At 63.9% G+C, this 16,568-nt stretch carries 22 protein-coding genes; 3 read left to right on the top strand and 19 right to left on the bottom strand.

Annotation, left to right across the window (positions count from 1 at the left end; all coding sequences use genetic code 11):
- Positions 1-188 (top strand): hypothetical protein (locus AAG799_RS17775; protein WP_341898046.1); only part of this gene is annotated, 188 nt, incomplete at its 5' end.
- A gap of 90 nt (positions 189-278) precedes the next feature.
- Here AAG799_RS17775 and AAG799_RS17770 read toward each other — a convergent pair.
- The 8 genes from AAG799_RS17770 to AAG799_RS17735 all read right to left on the bottom strand — a co-directional run bounded on the left by AAG799_RS17770 (position 279) and on the right by AAG799_RS17735 (position 6,677).
- Positions 279-527 (bottom strand): hypothetical protein, encoded by a 249-nt coding sequence (locus tag AAG799_RS17770; RefSeq protein ID WP_341898045.1) that lies wholly within the window; start codon positions 525-527, stop codon positions 279-281.
- A 277-nt stretch (positions 528-804) separates the two neighbouring features.
- Positions 805-1,473: a hypothetical protein gene (locus tag AAG799_RS17765; RefSeq protein WP_341898044.1), complete on the bottom strand. Its 669-nt coding sequence runs from the start codon at positions 1,471-1,473 to the stop codon at positions 805-807.
- On the bottom strand, positions 1,457-2,296 hold the full coding sequence (locus AAG799_RS17760) for an ABC transporter permease subunit (RefSeq protein ID WP_341898043.1): 840 nt from the start codon (positions 2,294-2,296) through the stop codon (positions 1,457-1,459). Before AAG799_RS17760 ends, AAG799_RS17765 begins: the two co-directional genes overlap by 17 nt.
- Positions 2,297-2,323: 27 nt before the next feature.
- Positions 2,324-3,403 carry an extracellular solute-binding protein gene (locus AAG799_RS17755; RefSeq protein WP_341898040.1) on the bottom strand — a complete coding sequence of 360 codons (1,080 nt, stop codon included), beginning with the start codon at positions 3,401-3,403 and terminating at the stop codon, positions 2,324-2,326.
- Positions 3,404-3,457: 54 nt separating this feature from the next.
- Complete coding sequence (locus tag AAG799_RS17750; RefSeq protein WP_341898039.1) at positions 3,458-4,495, bottom strand: ABC transporter ATP-binding protein; 1,038 nt, start codon at positions 4,493-4,495, stop codon at positions 3,458-3,460.
- Positions 4,492-5,277: an ABC transporter permease subunit gene (locus AAG799_RS17745; RefSeq protein ID WP_341898037.1), complete on the bottom strand. Its 786-nt coding sequence runs from the start codon at positions 5,275-5,277 to the stop codon at positions 4,492-4,494. Before AAG799_RS17745 ends, AAG799_RS17750 begins: the two co-directional genes overlap by 4 nt.
- 157 nt (positions 5,278-5,434) lie before the next feature.
- Complete coding sequence (locus tag AAG799_RS17740; RefSeq protein ID WP_341898035.1) at positions 5,435-6,262, bottom strand: universal stress protein; 828 nt, start codon at positions 6,260-6,262, stop codon at positions 5,435-5,437.
- A 46-nt stretch (positions 6,263-6,308) separates the two neighbouring features.
- Positions 6,309-6,677 (bottom strand): hypothetical protein, encoded by a 369-nt coding sequence (locus AAG799_RS17735; protein ID WP_341898034.1) that lies wholly within the window; start codon positions 6,675-6,677, stop codon positions 6,309-6,311.
- A gap of 186 nt (positions 6,678-6,863) precedes the next feature.
- Here AAG799_RS17735 and AAG799_RS17730 point away from each other — a divergent pair, with 186 nt between their 5' ends.
- Both AAG799_RS17730 and AAG799_RS17725 read left to right on the top strand, forming a co-directional pair.
- Positions 6,864-7,688: a universal stress protein gene (locus AAG799_RS17730; protein ID WP_341898033.1), complete on the top strand. Its 825-nt coding sequence runs from the start codon at positions 6,864-6,866 to the stop codon at positions 7,686-7,688.
- A gap of 223 nt (positions 7,689-7,911) precedes the next feature.
- Entirely contained in the window at positions 7,912-9,261 is a 1,350-nt protein-coding gene (locus tag AAG799_RS17725; RefSeq protein ID WP_341898032.1) for an adenylate/guanylate cyclase domain-containing protein, read from the top strand.
- Between the two features lie 32 nt (positions 9,262-9,293).
- Here AAG799_RS17725 and AAG799_RS17720 read toward each other — a convergent pair whose 3' ends face one another.
- From AAG799_RS17720 to AAG799_RS17670, 11 genes are all read right to left on the bottom strand, one after another.
- Entirely contained in the window at positions 9,294-10,067 is a 774-nt protein-coding gene (locus AAG799_RS17720) for a cyclic nucleotide-binding domain-containing protein (protein ID WP_341898029.1), read from the bottom strand.
- A 17-nt stretch (positions 10,068-10,084) separates the two neighbouring features.
- Positions 10,085-10,663: a hemerythrin domain-containing protein gene (locus tag AAG799_RS17715; protein WP_341898027.1), complete on the bottom strand. Its 579-nt coding sequence runs from the start codon at positions 10,661-10,663 to the stop codon at positions 10,085-10,087.
- A gap of 67 nt (positions 10,664-10,730) precedes the next feature.
- Entirely contained in the window at positions 10,731-11,438 is a 708-nt protein-coding gene (locus AAG799_RS17710; protein ID WP_341898026.1) for a 2OG-Fe(II) oxygenase, read from the bottom strand.
- 49 nt (positions 11,439-11,487) lie between these two features.
- Positions 11,488-11,877 (bottom strand): nuclear transport factor 2 family protein, encoded by a 390-nt coding sequence (locus tag AAG799_RS17705; RefSeq protein WP_341898025.1) that lies wholly within the window; start codon positions 11,875-11,877, stop codon positions 11,488-11,490.
- Entirely contained in the window at positions 11,874-12,620 is a 747-nt protein-coding gene (locus AAG799_RS17700) for a creatininase family protein (protein WP_341898024.1), read from the bottom strand. The genes AAG799_RS17705 and AAG799_RS17700 overlap by 4 nt, the downstream gene beginning before the upstream one ends.
- An 82-nt stretch (positions 12,621-12,702) precedes the next feature.
- Positions 12,703-13,170 carry an EVE domain-containing protein gene (locus AAG799_RS17695; protein WP_341898023.1) on the bottom strand — a complete coding sequence of 156 codons (468 nt, stop codon included), beginning with the start codon at positions 13,168-13,170 and terminating at the stop codon, positions 12,703-12,705.
- A gap of 32 nt (positions 13,171-13,202) precedes the next feature.
- Entirely contained in the window at positions 13,203-13,898 is a 696-nt protein-coding gene (locus AAG799_RS17690; protein ID WP_341898022.1) for a YafY family protein, read from the bottom strand.
- A 382-nt stretch (positions 13,899-14,280) separates the two neighbouring features.
- The gene (locus AAG799_RS17685; RefSeq protein WP_341898020.1) at positions 14,281-14,886 is read right to left on the bottom strand and encodes a hypothetical protein; all 606 of its coding nucleotides are present in this window, start codon (positions 14,884-14,886) and stop codon (positions 14,281-14,283) included.
- A gap of 73 nt (positions 14,887-14,959) precedes the next feature.
- Positions 14,960-15,295 (bottom strand): XRE family transcriptional regulator, encoded by a 336-nt coding sequence (locus AAG799_RS17680; RefSeq protein ID WP_341898019.1) that lies wholly within the window; start codon positions 15,293-15,295, stop codon positions 14,960-14,962.
- Positions 15,296-15,298: 3 nt separating this feature from the next.
- Positions 15,299-15,658 (bottom strand): type II toxin-antitoxin system RelE/ParE family toxin, encoded by a 360-nt coding sequence (locus tag AAG799_RS17675; RefSeq protein WP_341898018.1) that lies wholly within the window; start codon positions 15,656-15,658, stop codon positions 15,299-15,301.
- 124 nt (positions 15,659-15,782) lie between these two features.
- The coding region (locus AAG799_RS17670; RefSeq protein ID WP_341898017.1) for a methyl-accepting chemotaxis protein at positions 15,783-16,568 on the bottom strand (786 nt) is incomplete at its 5' end.

The following is a 16,568-nucleotide window of genomic DNA, read 5'->3' as shown; positions in this document are numbered from 1 at the left end:
AGATTGGTGGCGCGCAGTTCGGTGACCGTTGCGGTCTCGGCCTGCCGCGTCCGCGGACACTTGCTCTGGCTTTCCTGCATTCGACCCACATCCTTCTGGACGGACGGATATCCACCGCCGTATCCGATGAAAGTGAGTGTACTGAAGAACAGCTGCGAATGCAAGTGAGAATGAGTCGCAATTTATAGCCCTGCTTACAGTCTAGGCGCGGCCTGAGCCTGACCGGCATATCATCAGAACACGATTTACGGCGCTAAACGGCTCCCGGCCAATGCCGGTCAGACCGCGGCAGGCTCGCCGGCATCGTTATCGGCGAGCCGGGTTTCGGCATGCCGGCGGCGACCTTCCTCGGCCAGGCGCAGGCGTGCGGCCAGGCGGCGGATCTCCGCTTCCTGCACGCCGTCGCGGCGCATCAGCAACTGGGTGATCGGGTCGGCCAGCATGTCGTTGAGGGCGGGTTCGGCAGCGAGCCAGCAGACCTCGGTGCCGCCGATCAGATGGATCGCGGTGCGTCTTGCGTCGTGCATGTGCCCCTCCTTCCCTCTTGCCCCGCCATGACTGCTGTCATGCCGATGACGAACTCAAAAACATCGCTCTGCTCTCCGGTTTTAACGCAGACTGCGATGATGTCCTGCGCTTCATCTATGGCGCCCACCATAGCCTGACAAGCATGCTCAGCATGTGACCAGAAAGCGGTTTTTTCGTGACCCGCGATTCAAAGCCGTGGCGTACGGTCCTGCGCGTGCAGCGCGGCAAGCACTGCAACAAATCCGCCATCAATGTTGCGTAAGCCGCATGCCGCGCCTAGGCGCGTGCGGCCGGCCCCTCGATCAATCCCAGTGCCACGGCGCAAACACCATCGGCTGCTGCCTCGGCATCGGCACAGGGTCGCATGCCGGGGATTTGTGCTGCATCGCACAATCCGAACACCACGCGGCCGAATTGAAGGCCCAGCGCCACTTCGGACAGCGTGCCGTAGGAATCGCCGATGGCAACCAGGCAGAAGCCGGCACGGGCGACGATGGCATTGCGCGCTTCGCCCAGGCCCGTGGCGATCGGCAGGGTGACATACGGGTTGGCGTCGGCGATATGCGGCTCGGGCAGCAAGCCGATCGACAGGCCGCCTTTCGTCGCCACGCCGCGGCAGACCGCTTCCATCACGCCCTGACGACCGCCGCAGGCCACCGCAAAGCCGCATTCCGCCAGGATCTCGCCCAGGCGTTCGGCGGCGGCAAGCTGTGCCGGGCCGCCATCGCGCGGACCAATGACGCTGACCGGGGCGCGCAGGCGCTGCGGGCCCTGCTGCAGCCATCGCGCGGCGTCGCGCAGCGACAGCGCGGGGCCAGCCGGCAGATCTGCCGGGCCCGCTGCATCATGCCAGCGCCGCGTAGGCGCATCAAAACAGCGACCGGCCTGGTCGAACAGCTGCTTGCGGGTTTCGTCGAGCAGAAACATTTCAATGCGCCGGGTCATGACGGGCCGCGATCCATTCTCCCAGCGCCATGATGCCAGAACAGGTGGCGGTGAGCAGCAGGGCCAAAGCAGCGGCGGCCGGAAAATCGGCGCCGGTATCGGATACCAGACTGTAGAGCTGCAACGGCAGGATCTGCACCTGGGTGCCGACCAGCGCCAGCGCGGTGCCATAAGCGCCGAACACCACGGCCAGCACCAGGCAGAAGGCGGCGGCGGCAGACGGCATCACCTGCGGCAGCAGGATATCGAGCAAGGCGCGCCAGGGTCGGGCACCGAGCGAAGCCGCCGCAGCCATCTGGCGATCATCGAAATTCACCAGCACCGGCAGCAGCAGCATCACCACGCGGGGAATCAGATAGTATGAAGAGGCAAAAGCCAGCCCATAGGGCGAGAACAGGAAACCGGCAAGTGCTGCAGGTTCCAGACCCAGAGCGCCGAGCAGCTGGGTGACAAAGCCGGCGCGCCCATAAGCAAGAATGAAGCCGTAGGCCACGATCATTCCAGAGAAGGTGAGCGGCAGTGCGATCACGAAACTCAGCGCGGTGCGCGCCGACTGGCCCAGTCGTGAGAGATGCAGCGCCACCATGAAACCGACGCCGAGCGACAGCATGCCGGTCGACAGCGCCAGCAGGACCGAGCCGCGTACCCCGTCCCAGAAGGCCGGACTGCCCAGCACGCGGGCAAAGGCAGCGCCATGCCCGACAAACGCATCGCCGGTAATAAAGACAAGTGGCAGCAGGAAGAAGAAGGCGAAGACGACCGCGCCGGGGGTTGCAAGTGCAGCCAGCAACGGTGCTGAGAACAATCCCCGGCGCGGCGTCATCGTTACGCGTCTGTCAATATGCCTGCCTCAGTTTGCGACTGCCTTGGCATAGCCGGCGTCGATCTCGGTCTTCTTGGCCGCCGCCTTGATGACATCGAGCGGCTTGACCTGCGGTGCGGCCGGCAGGCGATCCGCCACATTGGCCGGCAAGGCAACGCCTGGCACGCTGGGGCGCACGAAGCCCTGGGCGAAGATGCCCTGGCCCATTTCAGTCATGATGAAATTGAGCCACAGCTTGCCCGCATTCGGATTGGGGCCGTTCTTCACCAGCGAGATGCCATAGGGCGCGGCAGCCGAGGCCTCCTTGGGGATCACCACGGCGACATCATCGCCCAGGCCGTCGGTGTATTTCGCCTTCAGCCCGTCATTCTCATAGGCGATCCAGATCGGAATCTCGCCCTTGACGAACTGCGCATAGGGCGTGGTGCCCAGCACCCGCAGCACGTTTCCGGCCTTGTGCAGTTTGCCCAGATAGTCGAGGCCGGGCTGCACATTCTCCATGGTGCCGCCATTGGCAAAGGCGGCGGCGAAAGTCATCACCTGGCCGATGCCGGCCGAGCGCGGATCAAGATAGACGACGCTGTTCTTGTAGTCCGACTTCAGCAGGTCGGCCCAGCTCTGCGGCACATCCTTGACCAGCTTCTTGTTCACGACAAAAGCGATGGTCAGCGAGTGGATGGTGAACCACTGGCCGTCCGGATGACGGAATACATCCGGCAGCTTTTCGAAATTCACCGGTTTGAACGGCGCCACCACGCCCTTGTTCACCGCATCGACGGCGGAAGCCGCGAAGTAGTAGGCGGTATCGGCCTGTGGGCGGTTCTTCGCCTTCTCCAGCGCCACCACGGTAGCGGCCGAACCAAGATCGTTATAGGTCATCTCGACCTCGGGATAGCGCTTCTTGAAGGCGGCAAACTGCGCTGCCCAGTTGGCCCAGGTCGGGCCGGTATCGAAGGAAACCACCAGGCCTTCCTTGGCAGCAGCCTCGTAAAGCGTCTTTTCACCGGCATAAAGCTCGGGCGAGTCTTTCACGGTCTGGGCAAAACCCAGGGCCGGCAGCGCGACAATCGCCAGCGCAGCAACATAAGCAAGCGGGGAAGTTTTCATGAGCCGTTTCTCCTGTTCGGTCGGTGAGGGCGGACTAGCATGCTTGTGTGACACTTACTGTGCCGGCAGCAGACGGATCGCCGAGGGCGGGATATGTACGGCGGTGACCGGTTCGGCAGATGCGGTTTCACCGGCGATCACACCACCGGGAATACTGAGATCGAAACGGCGCAACGCGCCCAGATAGCGATCCCGCACCACGGCACCGGAGAAGCCGTTGATGCCGTCGCCTGCCGCTCCCAGCCGCACGGCTTCGGGCCGTACCATGGCAATGGTCGGCTGGCCGGGAGCAAAATCCGGCTGCGGCAGAATCTGCAGCATGCCGATGGCGGTATCGATCCGGTCCGGCGCCGTCAGGTTGCCGGGCCACAGGTTGGCCTGGCCGACGAAGCCCGCCACCATGGCATCAACCGGCCGCTCATAAATCTCGCGGGGCGTTGCGACCTGCAGGACACGGCCATCACGCATGACGACGATGCGGTCGGCAATCGACAGGGCCTCTTCCTGATCGTGGGTGATATGCAAGGTGGCGATGCCGTGTTCGCGCTGCAGATGCCGGATCTCGTCGCGCATGCCGATACGCAAACTGGCATCCAGCGCCGACAGCGGCTCGTCCAGCAACAGGGCCTGCGGGTTGAACACCAGCGCGCGGGCCAGGGCCACGCGCTGCTGCTGGCCGCCCGAGAGTTGCCCGGGACGCTGGTGGGCGCGATCACTCAGGCCAACACGCGCCAGCATCGCATTGGCCCTTGCCAGCCGTGCGGCTTTTGCCAGACCGCGCAGTTTCAGCGGATAGGCGACATTTTCGGCCGCCGTCATATGCGGAAACAGCGCATAGGCCTGAAACACGATGCCGATTTCGCGCTGCTGCGGCAGCAGCGCGCCGGCATCGCGGCCATTAAGCAGCAAACGGCCGGCATCGGGCTGCAGAAACCCGGCGACCAGTTTCAGCAGGGTGGATTTGCCACAGCCACTGGGGCCGATCACGGCAATCAGTTCGCCCGGCTGGATATCGAGCGAAAGGTTTGCCACGCCATGGCCACTGCCCGGGTAGGCATAACTCACATTCTGCAGGGATACCGCGGCGTTCAAGATGCGACGCCTTGCAGACCGCGTGCGCTGCGCGCCGTCAATCCACCGCTGACGGCAGCGATCAGCGCCAGGCCGAGCAGCACCACGGTGGCGGCACAGGCAAAACCGGTGGCGCCATAAAACGCCTGCAGCAGGACCACCGGATAAGGCCGGGTCAGGAAACCGGCGACAAGGTTGGAGAGCTGGAATTCACCAAGACTCAATGCAGCCACCATGATCAGGCCGCTGAGCAGGGAGTGGCGCAGGCTTGGCAGCACAATATCGAAAAAGCGTGCAGCAAAGCCGGCACCCATGGCCGCCGCGGCCTGTTCCAGCATCGCCAGATTGAGATGCCGCATGTCGGCCACCAGGGCCTGCAGCAGATAGGGCAGCGCGAGCGCGACATGACCGCCGACCAGCACCCAGAGCGAGCCGAGGAAGGGCAGTTCGTCGGAGGAGAAAACCAGCACGAAGCCAAAGCCGAGCACCAGCGGCGGAACCGCCACCGGCAACAAGGCAATCACGCGCAACACCGTCTTCACGCCGCGATGAGCCATATTGTGCAGGCTGTAGGCCAGCGGCAGTGCAATCAGCGCGCTGACCAGGCAGGTACCGGCGCAAACGATCAGGCTGGTCGTAAAGGCACGGCGGAAACTGCCGTCGCTCGCCACCTGAACATACCACGCCCCGGTCATGCCTTGGGGTAACAGCGTGTTGAACCAGGTCTCGCCAACCGAGCCGACCAGCAACAGCAGAATGGGCACCAGCAGATAGACCAGATATGCAATCGTGACGAACGCCACGGCTTCCCCGACACTGAAAATATGGGAGTGGGCTTAACAGCCGTCCATGTCACTTTGATTACATAAAACGGTCACGCGACCGATTGTCACTGCGGCAAAGCAGAAAAAGGGAGGCCTGGAAGGCCTCCCTTGAAATGACTCGGCCGCTGGCCTGCGCTCAGTTCGATAGGAACAGCGGAATACGATGGTGCTCCAGCAGATGGCGCGTCGTGCCGCCCACCACCATTTCCCAGAGTCGGGAATGGCCATAGGCGCCGGATACGATCAGGTCGGCCCCCAGCTGCTCCGCCTGCGCCAGAATCACCCGGCCGGCATCGGCATCGCTGCCGGTCATCGGCTTCACCGTCACCTTGATGCCATGGCGCGCCAGGTGGCGGGCAATGTCGGCGCCGGCGATCCGGCCGCTCTTGGCAGCATCGACTTCCATGATGGTGACCGTGCGCGCCCGGGCCAGGATCGGCAGGGCGGCATGCAGGGCGCGGGCAGCCTGGGCGGTGGCCTTCCAGGCCACCAGCACATGCTCGCCGCAGGTCTTGGCGCGGTTGTCGCGCGGCACCACCACAACCGGACGACCGGCACCGAGGCAGACCTGCGCCACCGACGGCTCCAGCGGTTCGGACAGATTAAAGGGATTGCTGTCCTGGCTCAGCACGATCACATCGTTGTAGCAGCTGTGCAGCAGGATGCCGCTTTCCAGCGCATCCTCGACCGAATGCCATTCGATCTCCCGTCCGCTGCGCTGGCGCGCCGCATCGACGATGCCCTTGGCCTGCGCCTGACGGCTGCGCCGCAGATCGGCCTGCCACTGTTTCACCGCATCGCCCACCGAGGTGCCGATGATATCGACCGGCGTATAGGGCGGCGCATCGACATAGAGCGCGGTGAGATGCGCGTCATGCGTCCGGGCCAGATCGGCCGCCAGGTCAAAGCGTGCCGCGCACCACGGGCCTGGATCGGTGTAGACGAGGATATCCTTGTAGCTCATCACGCAATCTCCCTGGATGTCTGTTTGCCGGCATGCCGCCGGCGGATCACAGCTTGCTGACCGATGCAATGCGGAATGTGTGCTGCTGGCGGTCTGGTTCGGTGATCGAAACATATTCACCGGGCCGCATCAGATGCTGGTCGAGGCGGAAAATCGCTTCGTCATCGTCGGTGGTGGTCGGATCATAGGAAAACGCCCAGTGGCCGCCGCGTGTATGAATCAGGTTGCCGGTCTGGTCATCCTCGCCATACCAGAAGCGGCGTGTGGTGCAGCGACCGCGTTCATCGGCCCAGTGGCTGCGGTCGAGATGACCGTTCTGATCGAGCGGCGCGACGAATTCGTAGCCATGCAGGCTGCTGCCATCGGGATGGCCTTTCTCGCGGGCGAGTTCCAGACGGACAAGATGCAAAGTCATGCGGCGCTCCTCTTTGTTGGTGCAGTCTCACAACCGCGGCCGCATTGCGCCTTGATTGATGTCAAAAGCGGAAAAAGAAATTATCTCCGGTAGCGATCATCCGATTGACATGCCTCAATGCGGCAGGCGCGGCGCAACCGCAGGATGGGCAGCATCAGACACCAAGGCCGAACAACGAGGGACACCATGCGCTACTGCGATATCCTGCTGCATCTGACGGATGATGGTCGCGGCACCGAAAAGACCGCCATGGCGCTGTCGCTGGCCAAGCGCTTCGAAGCCACGGTGACCGCGCTCTACACGCTGCCGTTCCCGACACAAATCTACTACATGGGCGAGTATGTTCCCCCCAGCCTGATTCAACAGCAGGTCGATGAAGCCCGCGCTGTCGCAGCGACCGCGCGCCGCGATTTTGAAGCCGCCGCCAAACAAGCCGGCATGACGGCAACCTGGATCGAGAGTGACGAAGACCCATCATCCGCGCTGCAGCGGCACGGACGTCACTGCGATCTCGCCATCCTCGGCCAGCCCGACCCGGAACGCGATCCCTCGGCCCTGGGCGGCACGCTGCCCGGCGACCTGGCGCTCGCGCTCGGCCGGCCGGTGCTGGTGGTGCCCTATATCGGCCAGTATGCCGCACCGGGCAAAACCGTGCTGATCGCCTGGAATGACAGCCGTGAAGCCGCCCGCGCCGTGCATGATGCGCTGCCCGTGCTGCTCGCGGCCACCAGTGTGATCATCCTGTGCATCGACGGCGACGACCAGCAGCAGCGTTCCGCCGCCGGCCTGGTGCAGCATCTGTCGCACCACGGCATCACCGCCAAGCTGCGGCACACCACGGCCGCCGATATCGGCACCGGCGAGGCCCTGCTGTCGGCACTGGCCGACCACAGCGCCGACCTGCTGGTGATGGGCGCCTATGGCCACAGCCGGCTGCGCGAAATGGCCCTGGGCGGCGTGACCCACACCATCCTGCAGAGCATGACAGTGCCGGTCCTGCTGGGAAACTGAGGCGGCCGCATCAAGTTGCCGTGAACACAGCGCTAGACCCGGGCCGCCCTGATACGACACACTCCTCCGACTATGCTGGCCGTCACAGACTGCCCGGTCTGAAACCCGGCATCCTGCCGGCTTTTCCAGAGGCATAATCTGCCGCGACGGAGGAAGCCTTGGCCGGTGTCGATGCGATGGGTATCCGATCCCGCTGGGTCTCGGCGTCCATGAAGATGCCGCCATGATCAATCCGTTCGCCAGCCGCACACCGCGCACGCCCCTGGGCCTGCGGCTGAGCCGCGCCATCGCCGAAGAAGAAGAGCGCGGCCGCAGCTTCGCCTTCCGTGCCCGCCTGGTGGCGGTGGTGGCGGTGATGCTCTGGCTGGTGCTGGTGATCGAGCCGCAGCGCCAGCTGTATTACCTGGCCATCAGCGGCGGCTTCCTGCTGCTCGGCCTGATTCCGCATCTGCTGCGCCGGCATCGCTATGCCGTGGCGATCCGCTTCGCCTTCGTGATCCTCGACATCGTGCTGGTCACCGCCGTGGTAATCCTGCCGCCGCCGGGCCAGATCGATTTCGGTCTCCCGATCCAGATGCGGGTGCGCGGCCCGGAATTCCTCTATCTCAACCTGCTGCTGGTCGGCGCCGCGCTGTCCTATTCGCCGCTGCAGGTGATCTGGACCGGCTTCTGGTCGATCCTCGTCTGGTCCGTCGGCGTGCTTCTGGTGGCGATGCGGCCCGATACGCTGCCGTTCACGCCGGGTGGCGACAGCTCGCCACAGGCCCTGCTGCAGATCATCCTCAATCCCTATTTTGTCGGCATCTTCCAGTTGCTGAACCAGGTCGTGCTCACCGCCATCGCCACCGCGCTGCTGGCGGCTGCCGTGTGGCGCTCCCGCGCCCTGTTGCTACGCCAGACGCGCGCCGAGATCGCCCGTGCCGACCTCGCCCGCTACGTTTCCCCCGATGTGGCCGATGCGATCATCACCAGCGAGCGCGCCTTCGGCGCGCCGACCAACCGGCGTGTCGCCGTGCTGTTCGCCGATATCGTCGGCTTCACCGGCCTGTCGGAACGCATGGCGCCCGACCGCGTGGTGCGGCTGCTGAAGAGTTTTCACGAACGCGGCAGCGGCGTGGTCTTCGCCCATGGCGGCTCGCTCGACAAATATCTCGGCGATGGCTTCCTCGCCACCTTCGGCGGCATGGGCGAGATGCCCGATGCCGCCGCCCGCGCCATCCGCTGTGCGATTGACCTGCAGGCCGAGATCGGGCGCTGGAACGCCAAACGCGCCGAGCGCGGTGCGGCCCAGGTACGGCTCTCGGTCGGCGTGCATTACGGCGCTGTGGTGGTGGGCAATATCGGCAGCGCCCAGCGCCTGGAATTCACCGTCGTGGGCGATGCCGTCAATATTGCCAGCCGGCTGGAAACGCTGACGCGCCAGCTCGACTGCCGCATCGCGGTGTCAGATGAAACCCTGACCGAAGCGGCGCTGCATGATGCAAACCTGCCGCGTTTCGAGAGTGCCGGGGATCGACGGCTGGACGGGCGCGAGCAGCCCATCTCGGTTCATATCTGGCCGCCGCGCTCATGACGGCCGGCAGCACAGCCTGACGATACGTCTCGTCAGGTCGATTCCGACAGGGCCTTCAGCCGGTCGGTCTGCTTGATCAGCACGCGATCTGATGCCGGCAGGCTGATGATGTCGAGCTTGCGCAGCTTGGTGAAACAGCGGCTGACGGTCTCGATGGTGAGCCCGAGATAATCGGCCACCTCGGCCCGCGTCATCGGCAAGGCAATCGGATTGGGCGGCAGGCCGCGGGCGGTTACGCGGTTGACCTGCAGCAGCAGGAAGGAGGCGATGCGCTCCATCGCCGTCTTGCGGCCGAGCAGCAGGATCTGCTCCTGCGCCGTGGCGAGTTCGGTTTCCGCCACCGCCAGCAGGCGATGCTCCAGGCTCGGCATGTCGGACAGCAGTTTGCGGAAGGCCGAGCGCGAAAAGCGGCAGACCTTGGTATCGATCAGCGCCTCCGCGCTCACGCTGTAGGTGTCGCGGGTGTTGAGGCCGAGAAAATCGCCCGGCCCGAGGAAGCCGGTGATCTGGCGGCGGCCATCGCTCATGGATTTTGATAGCGACACGCTACCGCAGGTGATGTTGTAGACATGGTCGGCAGCATCGCCTTCCTGGAACAGCACCTGATGCGGCTGGAACCACATCGCGCCGGCCAGGGCGCCCATCCTGGACTGCTCCTCGTTGGTCAGTGCCGCGCAAATCGTCAGGCTGCGTGCCGTGCAGGTTTCGCAGGGATCGGGATGCTTCTGCGCCGGCGCGGCATGTTTGCGAATGGGCAGGGCATGAATCTCGGCCATCGGTCGCCTTTCGTCGTGGTCGTCCGGCATTGCGGCGCGCTCCACGGTCAGTGCGGTTGGCGCGCGCGGTAGCGACGATCCATATCGGCGCCCCAGCGATTCATATCCTCTGCCGAGAGACGGTCGCGCGCCAGTGGCAAAATCGTCGCATCCTCCCACAGTAGATGACGCCGCTGGCGTTCGGCAAACTGCGTCAGGGCGTCGCAGAGTTCCGGCCAGTCGGCATCGGTGCCGCCGGCAAAATCAAGGCATTGCGCCGCCAGTGTCCGGGCCAGCTCGCGCTCCTGGCGATGCTCGTCGCTGAGCTGCGAGATCACGTCGTCCAGGTTGTCGCCGAGCAGCAGGCGACGCTGCAGCAGGGGCAGCAGGCCCTCTTCCTCCTCGGCGATCAGGCTGATGAAATCCTGCGACAGGAAGGTGGCAAAGCCCGGTGCCAGCAGTTTGCCCAGCGCCGCATCGGCCACCGGCAGGCCGCGCAGGAAGGCGCAGAAGGACAGCACGTTCAGGCGCCAGCCGACCAGACGCGCCAGCGGCGAGAGTTCGGTGCCCGGACCGACCAGCGCCTGCTCGATCTGGAGCAGCGCCAAGGCCGGGGCGGCAATCTGGGATGGGGTAGCAGCAGGCATGGTGAAAGGCTAGGATGCGGTGGCACATCCGGCATTGATCCTGATCAAAGCCGGCAACATGCGGGCCCTATCCGGCATCGTGGAAGATGATGCCCAGCGTGTGCCGGATGCCGCTGTGCAGCGTCGAGACGCCATGACGCAGCGCAACACGATAGCTGCCGCGTGTGCCGCTCACCGGTCGCTGGTTGACCGCGAAGATCACCGCCTCGCCCTGCTGCAGCCGCACCACCTCGGCGCGGCTCTGGCTGCGCGGCTTGTTTTCCACCAGCACGAATTCGCCGCCGCTGAATGCTGCCGGATCGCTGAGCAGGATGGTGAGCTGCAGCGGAAACACCAGCTCGCCATAGAGATCCTGGTGCAGGCGGTTGTAATCGCCGGGACCGTATTGCAGCAGCAGCGGCGTCGGCCGAGTCTGCCCGGCGGCATGGCAGCGCGCGATATAGTCGGCATGGCCGGCGGGAAACTGTGTCGGCAAACCCAGCGCCAGCTGCCAGCGATTGGCCAGCGGCACCAGCTGCGGATAGAGCCGGCTGCGCAGGGTGGCGATGATATCGGGCAGCGGATACTTGAAATAGCGGTATTCGCCCTGGCCGAAGCCGTGGCGCGCCATCACCACGCGGCTGCGGAAGGGATCAGGCTGGTCATAGAGCGCGACCAGCGCGGCGCATTCATCTGCTGTCAGCAGTGGGCCGGTGGTGGCGAAGCCCGATGCATCGAGGCGGTCGGTCAGTGCCGGCCAGGGCAGTGAATCAATCCGTGTGGCGAGATCGCTCATGCGCCTTCTCTACTGCGCGCAGCGCCGCGGCGCTTCCCGTTTCTTGCGTTCAGGCCAGCAGCGCGGCAAAGGCGGCGGTATCGGTGTAAACGCGGTATTCGGCGATGCGGCCGTCGCGGAAACGGAACGCATTGGTCATGTTGACCTGCACCTCGCGGCCGCTGGCCCGCGCGCGCCACAGGCCGCGGCCCAGCATCACCACCCAGTCGCCCTCGGCAATCGTGGCTTCCGGCGTCACCGCGACGATCTCCAGTGCGGCGCGCACCCTGTCGAGAAAGGTTTTGTAGCCGGCGAAACCGTCATGGCGCCCGACCCAGGGCAGCAGGCCCGGCGGGCCGTAATACTGCACGCAGACATCGGGGGTGACGAGCTGCTCCAGCTTGGCGAAATCGCCATCGCGCAGGGCGGCGTAATAGGCGGCGAGGACGTCCCGGCTCATGCCGTCAGAAACGCCTTGTAGCTCTCGGCCAGTTCCGGCACCACGGCCTCCATGATGGTCTTGCCATGCTCTTTCGTCGCCAGCGCCGGGTTGGAGCCGATGCGGCCATCGGCGAAGCGGCGGCGATAATCGGCGGCATCGGTGAAGCTGCCATGGGGCGCGACGCGCGGCGTCATCTCCACGCTTTTCACCGCGTCCGGATAGGCATGATAGGTGACCGAGACTTCGGATGGCGTGGCATGGCTGCCCTCTTCACCCGGGAACAGGCTGTTGGACAGCCGCTTGGCGCTCGGCGCCTCCCACCAGTTCCGGATGGTGCAGCGGATGCTGGGCACGTTATGGCCCGGCGGCGCCAGTGAGGCCTCGGCATAGATTTCCGAAAACGCCGCGGTGGCGGTGGCGATATTGCCGCCATGGCCGTTGAGGAAGAAGAAGCGGTCGAAGCCGTGACGGCTCAAGCTGGCCACCATGTCGCGGATCACGGCGATCAGCGTGGTGGGCCGCAGCGTCATCGAACCGGGAAAGCCCAGGTGATGCTGCGCCATGCCCACATTGATGCTGGGGCCGACCAGCGCATCGGCGGCCTTGCCGACCTGGGCGGCAAACACCTCGGCGCAGATCGCATCGGTGCCGATCAGGCCGTTGGGGCCATGCTGCTCGGTGGAGCCGATCGGGATGATGATGCCGGTCGAGCGCTTCAGATAGGTCTCGACCTCGGCCCAGGTACTCAGATGCAGCTGCATGACGGCTCCGCGCAAAAAGTGGAACCGTGAATAGAAGGGCGCCGCCGGCAAAAGTCCAGTCGCAGGGAACACTGCGCGCCGGTCACGCCGCCATGTTGAGCAGGCGCTGCGCCCCCATGGCGCGTGCGATCAGCCGCATGTCGGCGGCCGACACCGCGCAGAGGCCGAAGCGGAAGCGGTAGCCCCAGTTGTGCTGGCCGGCGGTGAAGTCCAGCTGCTGCAGCAGCGGGGCAATCGGCGCCTCGACCGAGGCATGCCAGTCGACATCGCGGCGCCAGGGCGTGAAGCCGCCGCCCATATCGACCTGGTAGGGCTTGCCCGCCGCCACCACGCCGAAGGCGGTGAAGGCCTGCAGCCGGTCGCGGCCCTGGAAGGCCGCATGCGGCGAGTAATAGGCAACGCTGTCGCCCGGTGCGATGCGCAGCAGCGGCGCCTCGCGGCCATGGCAGACCTGCATGAAGCCGCCGGCGCGGCCGCGCCGCACATGGTCGAAGGAGGCAACGGCGATCCAGTGCCGGGGATGATCGGTGATGGGCGGCGTCTGCGTCATCGGGGTCTCTGGTGTGTCGTGTGTGGCGGTGGTCAGCATGGCGGATTGCGGATCGCTTCCTCTTCGCGCCAGGCCTTCATCAGCACGGCGCGGCGCCTGGGGTAGCGCTGCGCCAGCGGCGTGAGCGTGACGATGCGGTCGGTGCGGAAATGGCGGAAGGCCTGGCGCAGCTCGCACCAGGCGACGACGACGCGCACGCGTTCGAAGAAGGCGAGCGCAAACGGCCAGATGATGCGCGCGCTGGCGCGTTCGGATTCATCGCGATAATCGATCTGCAGTTTATGTTCGTTGCGGATCTGCTGGCGGATCGTCGCCAGCTCGGTATCGCCGGCCGCCACCGGCATCGGCCCGACGATGAGCAGGCTTTCGCTGTCCAGCGTGTCGCGCAGGTCGGCCGGCAGCACCGCACCGATGCGGGCGATGGCATTGCGCGCGGCAGCGCCCAGCCGCGCATCGGCGCGTTCGGCGACCCAGCGCGAGCCGAGCATCAGCGCCTCGAGTTCCTCTTCCGAGAACATCAGCGGCGGCAGCATGAAACCCGGCCGCAGCACATAGCCCACGCCGGGCTCGCCATCGATGCTGGCGCCCTGGCTCTGCAGGCTGGCGATGTCGCGATAGAGCGTGCGTAAGCTAATGCCGAGTTCGGTGGCGAGGCTCTGGCCGCTGACCGGCTGGCGGTGGCGGCGGAGACACTGGATCAGGGCGAGCAGGCGTTCAGCGCGGGACATGGGGGGAGAGTGCCATAAACCACTGCCAGTTTCTGTCAGCACTCTGCCGGCTGGCGGCGGCTTCGGCCGGGTTCGTTGGGGTTCGTTCAGGTCCGTTCGGGTCCGTTGAGGTTCGTTCAGGTTCGTTCAGGTTCGTTCAGGTTCGTTCAGGTTCGCTCGGGTTCGCTCGGGCTCGTTGCCGGCATCCGACGCATCCTGAAATTTTCAGACTGTGTCGGTACTCTGCTAAGTTCTATTTCAATATAGAACAAAAAGAGAACTCATGCAATATTATTGCAACCCGACACAGACGGTTTCCAAACCAGTCCAATTCAGGAAACCGTCACGGCTAGGCTTCCATGCTCTTAAAAAAGCCTAACGACGAGGCAGTGCGATTGGACTTCTACGGAATGTCGGCGTGCTTATGAAGAGGCTTTATGGGAGTCTCTGAAATCTTTGGTTCAATGTCTTTCAGAAGCGCGAATAGCTCTTCCTGAGCATTCAGGCAGTTTAAAATCCCCTGCTTAACCTCGCCCAGCAATGCTTTGTCGATAGAGCGCTTTTCGGTCCAAGTTGACCCATCAAAGTCATTGGGGAAACTCGATATCACCATATGTTGGTTGTTGATTTGGAATTGATATTGAGAATGTGCAAACCTGTTGCGAATTGCTGTGACAGCTTTGAACTTGCCTAGTAGAGACGAGAATCTTTTTTGGAGTTCCTCGTCTGCGACATAGGTCATAAAAACACGGTTCAGTAGAGCCCGTCGCGAAATCGCAGTTGTGATAGTATAAAAGACAATCTCGGCTCTATGGGTATCCGATTTTAGAAGCTGCGCCAGCAGTGCTATGAACCAGCTTTCCAAGTTTGACCACTGCACCATCAGTCGGCCGATTAAGGCCACCATATCAGCTTCAATTTCCGTGCTGGCTTTTGGAAGTTCAGTTATTGGAGTGTGCATATCTAAACCCTCCGATGATGCAAAGCGCGACAAAGCATCAAAGCGCATGCCTAATACAGCACCAAAGCCGTATAAAGAAAAAGCCCCCAACGCGGGGGCTTCAAACTCGGCGCCTGAAAGCTTAGCGCAGCTCCAGCGTCAGTGAGCCTGTCTTCATGGAAGACGAGGCCTTGGGCTGCTTGACGTTGATGCTGACGCTGCCGCCCAGCGCAACCATCCATTTCGCCAGCTGATCGATCGTCACGCTGTCCAGCTTGCCCGACAGAATTTTCGACAGGGAGGCCTGATGCGTGCCGCATAGCCTGGCCGCTGCTGTCTGCGACAGCTTGCGCGTTTTAATCGCAATGCCGATCAGGGAGATCAGATCGGATTTAACCGCCAGTTCTTCCGCCTCGAATTTGCTGAAGCCGATATCCGAGAAGACGTTGCCCTGGCTCTTTTTCATGTCCCTTGCCATGTCTCACTCCTCATCCCGCTCTATGGCCCGCTTCAGGCGCGCCAGTATGCGTGCCTTGTCTTCCTGGGGAATCCCGATGCCTTTTTTGGATTTCTTCATGAAGGCATCCAGAACATAGACCCCCTTTTTCATCTTGATCAGATAGGCAACCCGGTACGTGTTCCCATGATCGTTTGATATGAGTTCGTACACATCCCTGCCGAAGGTCTTGAGGCGCTTTGCAAATGGCGGTGTCAGGCCATTCTGGACTTGCCGCACGCCAAAACCGAGCTGGCGTTTGGCATCGGGCGGGAATGCGGAGAGAACCTCGAGGCTGTCTCCCATCCAGATCAGCTTGTAGGGATTATATGGCAATTTTGCCATAGGAGTCAATCTCCGCCGTCTCGTCTATTCGCCTCTGCCGGACTCTGCGGTTGATACAATCCCGATTCAGCGTTCTGATCCAGGCATTCCAGACACTTTGCGGACGGGGCAACAGCCCCCGCCCTCAGAATTCCTGCCAGTCGTCATCGGCGGCAGCGACCGGCACGGGCCGCGGGGCCGGTTTCGCCACCGGCCTTGGCGCCGGCGCCGCGGTTGGCGCTTTCACCACCATCAGCTTGGTCACCGGCTTGGCCGCGGGTGCAGCGGCGACAGGCACCGGTGCGGCTTGAACCGGTGCGGACTGAACCGGCGCTGCTGCAGCAGCCGGCGCATCGCCCTGGCGGAAGAAGCCGACCGCATCGGCCAGTTCACCCGCCTGGCCGTTCAGCGCCTGCGCCGCCGCCGTGGTTTCCTCCACCAGCGCAGCATTGCGCTGGGTCATCTCGTCCATGCCGGCCACAGCGGTGTTGATCTGCTCCAACCCCGTCGCCTGTTCGCGCGAGGCGGCGGCGATCTCGGCCACGATATCCGACACCTTCTTGATGGCGACGACGATCTCGGTGAGCGAGGCGCCGGTCTGGTTCACCAGCGTGGCGCCGGTTTTCACCTGGGCATTGGATGCACTGATCAGCGCCTTGATATCCTTGCTGGCATTGGCCGAACGCTGGGCGAGCGCGCGCACTTCCTGCGCCACCACGGCAAAGCCCTTGCCGGCTTCGCCGGCACGCGCAGCTTCAACGCTCGCATTGAGCGCCAGCAGGTTGGTCTGGAAGGCGATCTCGTCGATCAGGCCGACGATATCGGAAATCTTCTGCGCGCTCTGTTCGATCTGCGTCACCGCGGTGACGGCATCGGCCACGACGCTGCCGCCCTTCTGCGCCGTGTCGCGCGCCGCCACCGCCAGCTGGTT

Source organism: Ferrovibrio terrae, assembly GCF_943371255.1.
Lineage (GTDB): Bacteria > Pseudomonadota > Alphaproteobacteria > Ferrovibrionales > Ferrovibrionaceae > Ferrovibrio > Ferrovibrio terrae_B.
This window is presented reverse-complemented; position numbering and strand designations above follow the sequence as displayed.